The 13,306-nt window shown below is 74.0% G+C and carries 12 protein-coding genes; 6 read left to right on the forward strand and 6 right to left on the reverse strand.

Annotated elements, in window-relative coordinates; translation table 11 throughout:
• The first annotated feature begins 29 nt into the window (after nucleotides 1–29).
• Nucleotides 30–590, forward strand: a complete 561-nt coding sequence (locus AB0C33_RS29140; protein ID WP_358293521.1) for an RNA polymerase sigma factor — start codon at nucleotides 30–32, stop codon at nucleotides 588–590.
• Complete coding sequence (locus AB0C33_RS29145) at nucleotides 587–1,564, forward strand: hypothetical protein (RefSeq protein ID WP_358293523.1); 978 nt, start codon at nucleotides 587–589, stop codon at nucleotides 1,562–1,564. The genes AB0C33_RS29140 and AB0C33_RS29145 overlap by 4 nt, the downstream gene beginning before the upstream one ends.
• Before the next feature lie 41 nt (nucleotides 1,565–1,605).
• Here AB0C33_RS29145 and AB0C33_RS29150 read toward each other — a convergent pair whose 3' ends face one another.
• Together AB0C33_RS29150 and AB0C33_RS29155 are read right to left on the reverse strand one after the other, a co-directional pair.
• Nucleotides 1,606–2,319, reverse strand: coding sequence for an SDR family NAD(P)-dependent oxidoreductase (locus AB0C33_RS29150; protein WP_358293525.1), 714 nt, complete (start codon nucleotides 2,317–2,319; stop codon nucleotides 1,606–1,608).
• Between the two features lie 78 nt (nucleotides 2,320–2,397).
• Nucleotides 2,398–2,859, reverse strand: coding sequence for a hypothetical protein (locus tag AB0C33_RS29155; protein WP_358293527.1), 462 nt, complete (start codon nucleotides 2,857–2,859; stop codon nucleotides 2,398–2,400).
• Nucleotides 2,860–3,090: 231 nt separating this feature from the next.
• Here AB0C33_RS29155 and AB0C33_RS29160 point away from each other — a divergent pair, with 231 nt between their 5' ends.
• Nucleotides 3,091–4,944, forward strand: a complete 1,854-nt coding sequence (locus tag AB0C33_RS29160; protein ID WP_358293528.1) for a serine hydrolase domain-containing protein — start codon at nucleotides 3,091–3,093, stop codon at nucleotides 4,942–4,944.
• 111 nt (nucleotides 4,945–5,055) lie between these two features.
• Entirely contained in the window at nucleotides 5,056–6,333 is a 1,278-nt protein-coding gene (locus AB0C33_RS29165) for an NAD(P)/FAD-dependent oxidoreductase (RefSeq protein ID WP_358293530.1), read from the forward strand.
• Nucleotides 6,334–6,343: 10 nt separating this feature from the next.
• Here the strand turns inward: AB0C33_RS29165 and AB0C33_RS29170 are convergent, their stop codons facing one another.
• The 3 genes from AB0C33_RS29170 to AB0C33_RS29180 form a co-directional block, all read right to left on the reverse strand.
• Nucleotides 6,344–7,327: a BtrH N-terminal domain-containing protein gene (locus AB0C33_RS29170; protein WP_358293532.1), complete on the reverse strand. Its 984-nt coding sequence runs from the start codon at nucleotides 7,325–7,327 to the stop codon at nucleotides 6,344–6,346.
• A 62-nt stretch (nucleotides 7,328–7,389) separates the two neighbouring features.
• The gene (locus AB0C33_RS29175) at nucleotides 7,390–8,832 is read right to left on the reverse strand and encodes an MFS transporter (protein WP_358293533.1); all 1,443 of its coding nucleotides are present in this window, start codon (nucleotides 8,830–8,832) and stop codon (nucleotides 7,390–7,392) included.
• Between the two features lie 188 nt (nucleotides 8,833–9,020).
• Complete coding sequence (locus AB0C33_RS29180; RefSeq protein ID WP_358293535.1) at nucleotides 9,021–9,839, reverse strand: serine protease; 819 nt, start codon at nucleotides 9,837–9,839, stop codon at nucleotides 9,021–9,023.
• Nucleotides 9,840–10,030: 191 nt separating this feature from the next.
• Here AB0C33_RS29180 and AB0C33_RS29185 point away from each other — a divergent pair, with 191 nt between their 5' ends.
• Both AB0C33_RS29185 and AB0C33_RS29190 read left to right on the forward strand, forming a co-directional pair.
• Nucleotides 10,031–11,095, forward strand: a complete 1,065-nt coding sequence (locus tag AB0C33_RS29185; protein WP_358293536.1) for a serine hydrolase domain-containing protein — start codon at nucleotides 10,031–10,033, stop codon at nucleotides 11,093–11,095.
• Nucleotides 11,096–11,124: 29 nt separating this feature from the next.
• A complete protein-coding gene (locus AB0C33_RS29190) occupies nucleotides 11,125–11,601 on the forward strand; it encodes a protein-tyrosine phosphatase family protein (RefSeq protein WP_358293538.1) in 477 nt (158 codons plus the stop codon).
• Here AB0C33_RS29190 and AB0C33_RS29195 read toward each other — a convergent pair.
• A complete protein-coding gene (locus AB0C33_RS29195) occupies nucleotides 11,598–13,235 on the reverse strand; it encodes a RecQ family ATP-dependent DNA helicase (protein WP_358293540.1) in 1,638 nt (545 codons plus the stop codon). The genes AB0C33_RS29190 and AB0C33_RS29195 overlap by 4 nt on opposite strands.
• Nucleotides 13,236–13,306: the final 71 nt, after the last annotated feature.

Below are 13,306 nucleotides of genomic sequence, written 5' to 3' on the forward strand. Positions count from 1 at the left end.
GATGAGGAGATCCGCCATGGGAACCGCCCGTGGATGACGAGCGGTCGGCCAGGTTCGAGGCCGCCTACGACCGGGCCTACGGCCAGATCACCGCCTACGCCGTACGCCGGTGCGACTCGCCTCAGGACGCCGCCGACGTGGTGGCCGAGACCTTCACCGTCGCCTGGCGGCGGGTGGACGAGCTGCCGGAGGGCCCGGAGGCCACCCTCTGGCTGTACGGGGTGGCGCGCAAGGTGCTGGCCAACCACTTCCGGGGCGACAACCTCCGCAGGGAGCGCACGGCCGAGCTCGACGCCGAACTGGCCGACCGGTACGGCCACTCGCCCGACACCCAGGTCGAGCTGGACGCGATCGGCCGGGCGTTCCGCAGCCTGCCCGACGACGACCGGGAGCTGCTGTCCCTGGTCGCCTGGGAGGGGCTGGAGCGCGAGGAGATCGCGAAGGCGCTGGGGCTGTCCCGCAACGCCGTGCGCATCAGGCTGCACCGCGCCCGCAAGCGCCTGTCGCGCGCTCTGACGTCGGCGGGCGTGCACGTCACCGCAGAGAGCCGGCTGGTCCCGGCGGAGAGGCCGTTGGGGGGAGCGCTGTGAAGGACACCGAGAAGGACACCGTGAAGAAGGTCGACGAGATCGCGGCGATCAGGGCGTTGGCCCGGGTCGCGCCGGGCGAGCGGGGAGGTGAGCCGTCCGGCGCGGGGGCGCGGGCGCTGCTGGCCGCGATCACCGCCGAAGAGCCGGGGCCGGGGCCGGGCCCGGCCCCACGGGTGCGGCGGGGCGTCAGGCCGAGGCGGCTGGCGTTCGGGCTGGCCGCCTCGGTCGCGCTGGCCGCGGGTGTGGTGACGGTCCCGATCGCGCTGAAGGACGGCGCGCCCACCTCGTGGGCCGTCAACCTGGACGACGGGACGGTGACGATCCAGATCCGCGACTTCGACGACGCGCCGGAGCTGGAGCGGCGGCTGAAGGAGCTGGGTGTGCCCGCGATGGTGGACCACGTCCCCACGGGCATGATGTGCCGCGAACCGCGCGGGAAGCACGTGGAGAACATCCCACGCGGTCTCTACAGCGTGCCGGAGAACATCCCGGGCGAGACCGAGGGCTGGCAGATGCGCATCAACAGCAAGCTGTTCGGTCCGGGCCAGACGTTCGTCTGGACCATCAGCGGCAAGACCGGCCTGACCACGACGTACCTGATGGAGGGCCCGGTGTCGCCCTGCGAGCCGGTGCCCGCGCCCACGCCGCGGCAGATCGAGCCGGAGTTCCGCGTCGCCACCGACAAGGGCCGCTCGCTGGCGGGCCTGCGGGTGGACGAGAAGACGGTCGGCGAGGTGCTGCCCGAGCTGCGGAAGCGCGGCAAGAAGGTGATCTTCGCCGTCATCTCCGTCCCGCCCGGCAACCCGGGAGGGTACGGCATCGACCGCACCCAGAGCACGCCCGTCGGCGACAACTGGGTGGTCTGGGAGGCGGAGGAGAACGCCAAGGGGGTGATCCAGCTGCTCGTGACGGAGGAGCGCCTGGACAAGAACCCGGTCTACGGCGGCCCCCGCGACGCGGTCATCAAGGACTGACCGGCGGTCCCGCGCGCCTCCCGGGGAGGCGCGCGGGACGGTCACCAGGCGAGCGGCCCCTCGGCGTCGAAGTAGCCGCCGGTGGGGCCGTCCGGTCCCACCTGGGCCATGCGCACGATGATCTCGGCGCCCTGCTCGACGGTCTGCCGGCCGCTGTTGCCGTTCAGGTCGGTACGGGTGAAGCCGGGTTCGACCGCGTTGATCCGCATCTGCGGGAACGCCTTCGCGTACTGGACGGTGACCATGTTGACGGCCGCCTTCGAGGCCGGGTAGGCGACGCCCGCGTAGGGATGGCCGGGCCTGCCGGGGTCGGTCATCCGGGACAGCGAGGCCAGGCCGCTGCTCACGTTGACGACGACCGGCGCGCCGGATCGCCGCAGCAGCGGCAGGAAGGCGTGGAGCACGCGCACCATGCCGAACACGTTCGTCTCGAACGTGCGCCGCATCATCTCGGCGGTCACCTCCGCCGCCCCGGCCACCACCTGGCCGTCGTCCCCCGACTCCACCTGGATGCCGGCGTTGTTGACCAGCACGTCCAGCCCTCCGTCCGCCTCGACGGCCCGCGCCGCCGCCGCCACGGACGCGTCGTCGGTGACGTCCAGCGCCACCGCCCGCGCGCCCAGCCGCTCGGCGGCCAGCCGTCCACGTCCGGCGTCCCGGCTCGCGACGTAGACGGTGTGCCCCGCGCCGACGAGCCGCCGCGCGGTCTCGAACCCGAGCCCCTTGTTGGCCCCTGTGATCAGTGTCGTCGTCATGGACGCGACGCTAGGAATTCGAGCGCGCTCGAAGTCAATTCGCCCTGATGGTCCTTGGCACGGGCGCTCCGGCGGCCCTCAGCCCGCGCCGAACCCGATGACCTTCCAGGGAGCGTCGTCCGACTGCCGGCCCATGAGAAACATGCGCGGCCAGTGCCTGTCGTCGTTCGGCGGGTCCTCATCGCACCGGCGCACCTCGAGGACGACGGCGACGCTTCGTACCTGCCGATACCCGCCGGGGCCGTACTCGTCAGGTGTCGGCTCGCCGACGTCGGAAACCTGCACGTCGGCCCATGCGTCCAGCGGGTCGTCGGGCCAGCTGTGGACACGCCGGTAATGAGCCGGCGCCGACAGAAGACGGACCGCTTCGTCGTCACGGGCGGCGATGGCCGCCAGATACGCGCGCACCACCACATCGGCGGCCGCGTCCCTCTTCGGCATGGTGACCGGCGGCCCCTGCGCGACGGAGCAGGTGGAACAGCCCGCACCACAGCACACCAGGAGCAGGGCGGCCAGCGTCGCGAGCAGCTTTCTCATCATCAACCCCTCGTCCTTCCCGCTCCTACGGCCGAATGCGGGGAGAGGGCGTCATCGATCTCCTCCGCCTGTTCCGATGCGCTGATCATGATCCATCAGATCGACCCTCATCGCATGGAATTGACCCGATTCGGATACACCCCCGGCCCCCGCCGGAGCCGGTCGCGGTTGGCCCTGGCCGGACATCTCTGCCAAGATCACCGTGTTTCGCCCCCGCCTTGACCGAGGAGCCCTGTGGACAGGAGACGTTTTCTCACCCTGACCGGTGTCGCCGGACTGGCGGCCGCCACAGTGCCCGCCGCAGTGCCCGCCGCGCCCGCCTTCGCGGCGGCCTACCCGTCCGCGGACGCCGGGCTGACCGCCGAGGCGCACGCCAAGCTGGCCGAGCTGGCTCCCTACGGCGTCACGGCGCTCGCCTTCACGCCGTCCGGCGGCTGGGTCATGGTCACGCAGGACGGGCGGTACTTCGCCCGCGGCATCCCCGACGCCTGCTTCACGGAGTTGGGGGCGCTGGTCAAGGCCGGCCGGAAGGTCAACGCCATCGCCTTCCCGCCGGAGGGCGGCGACCGCTGGGTGATCACCACCGACAAGGGCGTGTCGTCCCGCGGCCTGCCCGCGGCGTGCCTCAGCCGGATCAAGGCGTACTACACCGCCGGGCAGCAGGTCGTGGACGTGGCCTTCCCGCCCGCCGGGGGCGACCGCTGGACGGTCGTCGCGTCCGGCGCCTTCCAGGCCAACGGCGTGGACGACGAGTGCTACCAGATGATGCGCAACCTGACCCAGGGCGGCCGCCGGCTGACCCGCGTCGCCTTCCCCAAGGCGGGCGGCTGGGCCCTGGTCGCGCAGGACGAGTTCCACGCCCGCGGCATCGACGACGCCTGCTTCGCGAAGATGAAGAGCCTGGCCGGCGGCGGCTGGCAGCTGCACAACGTGGCCTTCCGGCCGGGCGGCGGCTGGGCGCTGTGCTCCCGGGGGAAGGCGCCCGCGCTGCCCGCCGACCGGGTGCGCCAGTTCGAGAACGCGGTCGGCGGCTCGACCATCTGGCAGCGGATGAGCGCGTACAAGACGCCGGGCGTGGCGGTCGCGGTGGTCGTCGGCAACAAGATCGCCTGGTCCACCGGCTACGGGCGGCTCGCCGCCGGCGGCGCCCCCGCCGCGCATCCGGAGAGCGCGTTCCAGGCCGCCTCCATCAGCAAGGCCGTGGCCGCGGTGGGCGTGCTGCGGCTGCTCCAGACGCGCAAGATCGCGCTCACCGCCGACGTCCGCCCGCATCTCGGCTGGACGCTGCCGGCCCGCTCGTGCGTGTCACCGACGGCGGTGCCGACCGTCGAGCAGCTGCTGACGCACCGGGCCGGGGTCGTCGGGCGCGGCTCCACCTCGCCCGCCGGAGCCTGCTCCGGCTTCGACGCCGGCGGCGGCGGCTTCGCCGGGTACGGCGCCGCCGCCACTATCCCGTCACTGCTCCAGGTCATGAACGGCGAGGGCAACTCCCCCAGGATCGAGCTGTCCACGGAGCCGGGCGCCGAGTACCACTACTCCGGCGCCGGGTACGTGCTGCTGCAGCGCATGGTGGAGGAGCTGACCGGCAGGTCGCTGGCCGACTACATGGGCCAGGAGGTGTTCGCCCCGCTGGGCATGGCGGGCAGCTCGTACGCGCTCTCCCCCGCCTTCGAGCTCGCCTCCGGCCACACCTCCACCGGGACGGTCATCCCGGGCGGCCACAACCGGTATCCCGAGTCCGCCGCCGCCGGCCTCTACACGAACGTGCTCGACCTGTGCCGCCTGGTGTCGTACCTCAACCGGGCCTGGACCGCCACCGGCGACATCGCCGGGCCGCTCACCCGCGCGTCGGTGCGCTCGCTGCTCACCGAGGGCCCGCAGCCCGGGATGGGACGCGGCCTGTTCGTCGCCGGCTCCGGCACCCAGAACTTCTCCTACACCCACGACGGCTCCAACTACGGCTTCAGATCGGTGTTCAAGGGCTATCCGGAGCTCGGCGCGGGCTACGCCGTGCTGGCCAACGGCAACGACACGGCGCTGGTCAACGAGGTCGCCGCGGCCGTCAGGTCGGTCTACGGCTGGGCGTAGGGCACGGCGAGGCGGCGAGGGCGTCCCTCAGCAGTCGTCGGCCTGGGCCACGCCCAGGCCGATCACGACTCGCCGCGTCTGAGCTGCGAGGTCGCGGGTAGGGCCCCTGGCATGGACAACGAGCGGAGAACGGCTGGGACCGTCATCGTCGTGGGGGCCGGGATGGCGGGGCTGGCCTGCGCGGTGCGGCTGCACGAGGCCGGTGTGCCGGTACGGGTGCTGGAGGCGTCCGACGGGGTGGGCGGCCGGGTGCGCACCGACGTCGTGGACGGGTTCCGGCTGGACCGCGGCTACCAGGTGTTCAACACCGCCTACCCCGAGGCCCGCCGGCTGCTCGACCTGGACGCGCTCGACCTGCGCCCGTTCGCCTCGGGCGTGATCGTCCAGGGGACGCGGGCCAGGGCCAGGGTGATGCTGCCGTGGCGGCATCCCCGGCACGCGCTGAGCGGGCTGCTGACCGGCCTCGGCACGCCGCGCGACGACGCCGTGCTCGCCGCCCTCACAGCCCGTGACCTGGTGCTGCCCGCGTCCCGGCTGCGCGGCGGGCCCGACCGGCGCACCGACGACGAGCTGCGCGCCTGGGGCATGTCGGAGAAGATGATCGACTGCCTGATGCGTCCCTTCCTGGCCGGGGTGCTCCTGGAACGCGACCTGGAGACCTCCAGCCGGATCTTCCACCTGTTCTGGCGGTCGTTCGCCCGCGGCACCATCGCGGTGCCCGCCCTGGGCATGGGCGAGATCCCGCGCCGGCTCGCCGACCGGCTGCCGCCGGGCACCGTCACGCTCGGCGCCCGTGTCATCGAGGTGAGCCCCAGCGGCGTGCGGCTCGCCGACGGCGCCACGGTCGGGGGCCGGGCCGTGGTGGTGGCCGCCGACCCGGCTGCCGCGGGCCGCCTGCTGAGCGGGATCGAGACGCCGGAGATGCGCGCGGTGACCACCTTCTACCACGCCGCGCCCCGCTCCCCCATGCGCGAGCCGATCCAGGTCGTGGACGCCACCGGGGCCGTCACCGACACCCTGGTGCTCACCGACGCGGCCCCCGGGTACTCCGCCGACGGGCGGGCGCTGGTGTCCACGTCGGTCCTGGGCCTGGCCGACGACGAACGCGCGGTCCGCCGCCGCCTGACCGAGATCTACGGCGACACCTCCGGCTGGGAGCACGTGGCGACGTACCAGGTGCCGGCGGCGCTGCCGGCGATGCGGCCGCCGTACCCGCTGCGCAGGCCCGTGCGGCTGCGGGCCGGCCTGTACGTGTGCGGCGACCACCGCGACACCGGCTCCCTGCAGGGGGCGCTGGTGTCCGGCCGGCGCGCGGCCGACGCCGTGCTCGACGACCTTCGGTCGCTGCGCGCCGAAAGCCTGGCCGCCCTCGACCGGGCGGCGCTCTAGCGGCCCGCGCTCACAGCTCGCGCAGGGCCTGCATGGCCTCGCGTTCGATGCGCGCGAGGTCGTGCAGGACGGTCCCGGCCTGTTCCAGGTACGCCGCCTCGCGCCCCTCGCCGGCCTTGGCGATCAGGGCGGCCACGTCCGTCCACAGGGCGGCGGCCTCGGCGTACAGGCGGTGGCCGGCGCGCAGGCGGTCGTCGTCGACGAATCCGGCGCACTCGCCGAGGAAGTCCCGGTAGAGGGCGCGGAACAGGCCGCCGCCGGTGCCGCCCCTCTCCATGAGGAGGGCGGCCGTCGACAGGTCACGCGCGGGCTCGGCCACGCGGTCCAGCCACTTGGGCACCAGGCGGGCGGCCTTGTCGATGCCGCGGTGGCCCAGGTTGGCGATGGGCGCGGCGAGGAACGCCTCCGCGCACGCCCTGATCGCCGGGACAGCCCGCTCCCGCCAGGCGGGCGGGCCGCCCGGCAGGGTGAGGGTGAAGGACCGGTTCCTGGCGGTCATCGGGCCGCGTTCGGACCGCGCCGCCGCCAGGCTGTCCCGGCTCGTCCGCACCGCGCCGCCCTGTTGCGCGGTGTCCACCAGGTACGCCTGCCGCTCGTCGTAGCCGTACATCGCGACGACGTGGCCGCCGAAGTGCACCTTCGAGCCGAAGTAGTCCAGGTGGTGGCTGTCGAGCTGGAGGCCGACCGGCAGGCCGTCGTCGATGCGGGCGGCCACGTCGTCCCAGGCCCTGCGGGCCGAGCCGGTCTCGGCCACGTCCAGGGTCAGCCCGAGCCTGGCGGCCAGGTTCCTGGTGAGCTCGAAGGGCTTGACCCGGCCGCCCAGGAACGGGACGTCCATGCCCTTGGCGTCCCAGTAGACGAAGGACAGGCCCGAGCCGAGCCCGAACAGCATGGGCTCGGACAGGTCGAGCCCCTGGTGGCGGAGCAGCACCCCCAGCGCCGTCGTCTCGCAGTGCTCCATGCCGCGAGCCTCGATGCCTTCCACGATGGTCATGCGTCGCTCTCCTCTGGCCGGTTCGATCATCGGGCGCGGGGCCGCCGGCCGGTCCGGTCCCGTCAGGCAGCCTGCGGCCTCCCACGGGGGGAGAGTCCATCGTCCCGCTCCCGCCGCGCGGCCCGGTGGGCGGTGAGGGCGCCGGTCGCGCAGAGGGCCGCGAAGCCGAACAGCACGTACCGGGCCGAGTCGAGCATGGAGGCGCCGCCGAGGTTGACCAGGATGCCGGCGACCGCCGTGCCGAACGCGACGGACAGGCTGGTCACGGTGGCGATCGCCGCGGCCGCCCGGCCGCCTTCGGCCGGGTCCGGCGTGCCGGTCAGCACGGCCACGGACAGGTGCGGGTAGGCCAGGCCGATCCCCGCGCCGGCCGCGAACAGCACCGGCACCCAGACCAGCACCAGCCATCCCGGCGGGTCCGTACGCTGCACCAGCCCCTGGACGAGCAGACCGGCCGCGAGCAGCAGCGGGCCGACCACCCGCAGCCGCCGCACCGCGCGCCGCCCGCCCACGGACGAGCTGCCGATCTGGGTCGCCGACCAGCCGAACGAGACGGCCGCGGCGAAGAACCCGGCCACCAGCGGCGGCAGCCCGGCCAGCCGCTGCGCGAACAGCGGCAGGAACGACTCGACCGCGACGCCGAAGGTCAGCACCCCGATCGTCAGGTAGACCCACTTCAGCGGCGAACCCGGCCGGTAGGTCTCCGCCGGGAGGACCCTGTGCTCGCTGCGCCGCTCGTGGACGACGAACCCCACGGCCGCCAGCAGCGCCACTGCGAGGACGGCGGTCTTGGCGAGCGTGCCGGCGACCACCGCCGCCACGCTCACCGCCCCCGCGACCGCCGTCACCAGCATCGACGAGCCCACCGGCACCCGCACCCGGCCGGCACCGCCGTCGCGCGACGCGTCGCCCCGGCCGCGCAGGGCCCGCGGGACGACCAGGCCGCAGCCGGCCCCGATCACCGCCATCGCCGCGAACGCCGGCCGCCACGCCCCGAACTGCGCGAACAGCCCGCCGAGCGCCGGTCCGGCGAAGTTGCCGACGCCGTACATCGCCGACATGAGCGCGGTGCCGCGCGTCCAGAGCCGGGCCGGCATGGCCGACCGGACGACGGCGAACCCGAGCCCCGACAGCAGCCCGGCGCCGAGCCCCTGCACCCCGCGCGACACCAGCAGCACCGCCATCGCCGGGCTCACCGCGCAGGCCAGCGAGCCCGCGGTGAACGTGGCGAACCCGGCGAGGTAGGAGCCGACGGTCCCCCACGCCGACAGCGACCGGGCGGTGAGCATGGTGGCGATCACCATGGCGACCAGGTAGACGGTCATGTTCCAGGCGTAGAAGCTCGCCCCGCCGAGCTCGGCCACCGCGGTCGGCAGCAGCCCGGCCGCCAGGTAGATGTTGATCGCGCCGGCGAGCACTCCCCCGGCCGGCACGACGGCGGCCCCGAGATGCTCCCGTCCCAGCAGCTCCCGCCAGGTGGCGGGGGCCTCCTGCGCGCGGCTCATCCGCGTGCCTCGGCCGTGCGGGCGGGCGGGGGCGGCGGCGGGACCGGCGTCCCGTGCGCGGGCTCGGTTTCGGTTCTCATGACTTCAAGGCTGTCGTTGAACCGCTCCCGGAAGCTTCGCGCCGGGTGCGGCGGGCGGCGCTGGGCCGCCGGGCGGCGCGCCCTCAACCGCCGGTGCAGCCCCGCCGGTCAGCTGTAGGCGCGGATCGTCCGGTCGAGCCACTCCGCGTACGCCGGCACGCTGGTGTACAGACCGGGGCCTTCCGCGCAGGACGGGCTCTTGGCGCCGGGTCCCGAGGTGACCCCGATGAGCTCCCATCGGCCGTTCCTGCCCCGCTGCAACTGCGGGGAGCCGGAGTCGCCGTTGCACGCCATCGCCTTGGGCACCCGGCTGACCGTGCACAGGCGGGTGCCGCTCGCGTATCCGGGCCCGCACTCGGACGGAGCGCCGCGGCGCGTGTCGAGCTGGTTGAGCCGCGGGGACATCTTCCAGTCGGCCGGGTCGGGCTTGGACTCGGTGACGCCGAAGCCGATGATCCGGGTCGGGGTGCCGGGCCGTCCCGGCCGCGCGGCGATCGGCACGGGCTTCTGGGTGACCGGACGGTCGAGGCGGACCAGGGCGATGTCGTTCCTGTTGGGCGTGTTCTGGGAGTAGCGGGGGTGGAGCACGGCCTGGGCGATCTCGCGCACCTCCCCGCCGGACTTGCGCTGGTCGCTGCCGACGCGGACGGTTCCCTTCGGGATCGACCCGATCTCCATGTCCAGGCAGTGGGCCGCGGTCACCACCCACTGCGGCGCGATCAGCGCCGCTCCGCACACGCCGTCCGTGAGCCCCATGGCCGGGGCCTTGATCGGGATCGAGGCCATGAACGGGTACGCCTCCGTGGCCTTCCCGCCGTTGACGATCGCCCCGGCGCCGCCGGCGGTGACGGCGAGACAGGCGGCGCCCGCCACGGCGACGACGGCGGAACGGCCCAGGACACGACCCAGCGATTTACCACTAAACAACGGATTTATCCATTTCAGTGCGTGATTACGATGAAAACACGCTATCTGCGAAGAATTCGCCCGCATCAGTACGCCAGCACGCCAACCCGCGGTAGGGACAACCCCCCTCACGACGTGCTGTGGTTTTCCGCAGCAGGACTGGACGGAGCACCGCATTCCGCCGTGCGGCCGATCTTCCTAACGTTGACCGCATGATGCAGACGATGATGAACGTGCTGGTGGCGGCGACGATGGCGGCGGGCGCGCCGGGCGCCGGAGTGGGCAAGGAGCTGGCCGGGATCGTGGCGGGACAGGGCGCGACGGCGGCCCTGGCCCGGGTCACCGACGAGCGCGGCACCTGGACGGGCGCGGCGGGCGTCCGCGACGTCGGGCGCGGCGGACGCCCCTCGCCGGGCGGCTACTTCCGGATCGGCAGCGTGACCAAGACCTTCGTCGCCACCGTGGTGCTCCAGCTCGTGGACGAGGGGAAGCTGAAGCTGGACGACCCGATCGGCGACCACCTGCCCGGCCTGGTCCCAGGCGGCGACCGGATCACGGTCCGCGGCCTCCTCGACCACACCAGCCACCTGTACGACTACATGAGCGAGCCCGGCTACTCCACCAACCGCTGGCGCGGCGAGGCCCGCTTCCGCTCCTACCGGCCGGGCGAGCTGCTCAAGGTGGCCTTCGCCAAGAAGCTCCCCGACGACGGCAAGTGGCACTACTCCAACACCAACTACGTGGTGCTCGGCCTGCTGGTGGAGAAGCTGACCGGCCACACGTACGGCGAGGAGGTCGCCCGCCGGATCCTGCGCCCGCTGGGCCTGCGCCACACGCTGGTCCCCGGCGACCGGGCGGGCCTGCCGTCCCCCCACGCCAAGGGGTACGAGCCGATGCCCGGCCTCGTGGACGCCACCCGGATGAACCCCTCGCTGGACTGGGCCGCGGGGGAGATGATCTCGACCGCCGCGGACCTGGAGCGGTTCATGTCCGCCCTGCTGGGCGGCAGGCTCACCAGCGCCGCGTCCCTGAAGGCCATGCGCACGACCGTCGAGACGGGCGCCGGGTTCCGCTACGGCCTCGGGCTTCAGGCGTACGCGCTGCCGTGCGGCACGGTGTGGGGGCACAGCGGGGAGCTGATCGGCTACCTGACGTTCGCGTTCCGCTCGGACTCGGGCAAGTCGCTGACCCTGTCGCTCAACCCCTCGACCAGGAACCCGTCCACGGCGGAGATCATGGGCATGGCCGTCAAGGTATTCTGCGGGACCGCGGGCTGAGCAGGCCCCCGAGACCACGAGGAGGACCCGTGACGACTCCGACGGACGGCCCGCCGGGCGAGCCGCCGCTCGCGGGCGCCTTCCGGCTCCCGGACGGCTCCTGGATCCGCGGCCGGGGCCTGCGCCACCCGCTGCCGGACGGCCCGGCGCCCGGCTTCGGCCTCTACCTGGGGTCGGCGCGGCTCACCCGCCGCCACGAGGACGGGCTGCGCTGGCCGCACGAGTGGATCGAGTGGCCCGACTTCCTGCTGCCCCGCGACCGCGACGCGGCCGTGGAGCGGATCGGCGACCTGCACCGGCGGGCGCGGGCGGGCGAGGCGGTCGAGGTGGCGTGCGGGGGCGGCGTGGGCCGCACCGGCACCGTCGTCGCCTGCCTGGCCGTCCTGTCCGGTCTCGACCCGGCCGACGCCGTCGCCTGGACGCGCGAGCACCACCATCCCCGGGCGGTCGAGACCCCGTGGCAGCGCCGCTGGATCCTGCGCTTCCCGGGCCCGGCGCGGCGCTAGGCCGGTCCGCGTGTCTCGCCGGTCCGGGGCTCGGTGAGTAGGCCCTCTTCGAGGACCACGTCGAGCTGGAGCTCGCGGTATCCGGCGTCCTCGAACAGGACCGTCAGGCGGTCCTCGCCGCGCTGGATGACCTGGCCAGGCCCCCACGCGCGGTGTTCCACCCGGGCGTGCAGCGGGAAGGGGCCGCTCTCCGGGGACGCCTGCCCGGCGGTCCCGGCGCGGCAGGCGTCGCAGTTGCCACAGTTGTCGGCGAGCTCCTCACCGAAGTAGCCGAGCAGGAAACGCCGGCGGCAGTCGGTGGTCTCGGCGTAGCGGCGCATCATCTCCAGGCGGCTGCGGTCGACGTCCCGGCGGCGCTCGGCCAGCTCCCTGGCGCGGCTCGCCGCCGCCCTGGGGTCGAGGCCGGGCACGGGATCGACCTTGCGGGTGCCGAGGCGTACCGCGCCGGCTCTCTCCAGCAGGTCCAGCAACGCCGTGAGGCGTCGCGCCGACAGTCCGGCGCGTTCGGCCAGGCCCTTGCGGTCGCTGCCGGGGCCGGACTCGGCGACCGCCTCGGCGACCCGCGCCAGCCGTTCCTCGTCGGGCGTCCCGCCGGTGAAGAACCGCTGCAGCCCCAGGTCCTCGGGCCGGTAGAACAGCAGGGCGTCGGCCGGCTCGCCGTCCCGGCCCGCCCGGCCGATCTCCTGGTAGTACGCGTCCGGCGAACCGGGGATCTCGGCGTGCAGGACGAAACGCACGTCCGGTTTGTCGATGCCCATGCCGAAGGCGTTGGTCGCGACCACGACGTCCAGGTCACCGGCCATGAACCGGTCGTGCACCGCGTCCCGTTCGGCCCGGCGCAGCCCGGCGTGGTAGGCGGCGGCCCGTACGCCGGCCTCGGCCAGCAGCCCGCTCAGCCGTCCGGTCTGCCTGCGCGAGCTCGTGTAGACGATGCCGGGCTTCTTCGCCGCCGCGACGGTCGTGACGATGTCGCCGGCGGGGTCGTCGAGCGCCCGGCGCACCTCCAGCGAGATGTTGGGCCGGTCGAACCCCTGGACGATCTCCACCGGCGTCCGCATGCCCAGCCGCTCGGCGATCTCCGCCCGTACCGGCGGGGCGGCGGTCGCCGTCAGCGCCGCGACGACCGGACGGCCGAGCGCGTCGGCCACCGCGCCGAGCCGCAGGTAGTCGGGGCGGAAGTCGTGCCCCCAGGCCGAGACGCAGTGGGCCTCGTCCACCACCATGAGCGAGGGGGCCGCGGCGGCCAGCTCGCGCAGGACGTCGGGACGGGCGAGCTGCTCGGGCGCGCAGAACAGGAACTCCGTCTCACCCGCCCGCAGCGCCTGGAACGTCTCGGCCCGCTCGGCGGCCCGCGTTCCCGCGTCCAGGCTGACGGCCTCCTCGTCGCGGTCGCGCAGGGCCTCGACCTGGTCGCGCTGCAGGGCGATGAGCGGCGAGACCACCAGGGTCGGGCCGCGCAGCAGCAGGGCCGGCACCTGGTAGATCGCCGACTTGCCGCTCCCGGTGGGCATCACCACCAGCGTGTCCCTGCCCTCGGCCAGGGCCGTCATCGCCCGGAGCTGGCCGGGCCGCAGGTCGGTCAGGCCGAGCGCCTGCCTGGCCACCCGCTCGCATTCCGCCGCCGTGTCGCCCATCCGGTCCTCTCTGGTCGGGAAGACCGTTCCTTCTGCCCCGCCGGCCGGCCGGCATGTCAGCCGCCGGCCGT

Origin of the sequence: Nonomuraea sp. NPDC048881 (genome assembly GCF_040649795.1) — a bacterium.
In the GTDB taxonomy this organism is placed as follows: Bacteria; Actinomycetota; Actinomycetes; order Streptosporangiales; family Streptosporangiaceae; genus Nonomuraea.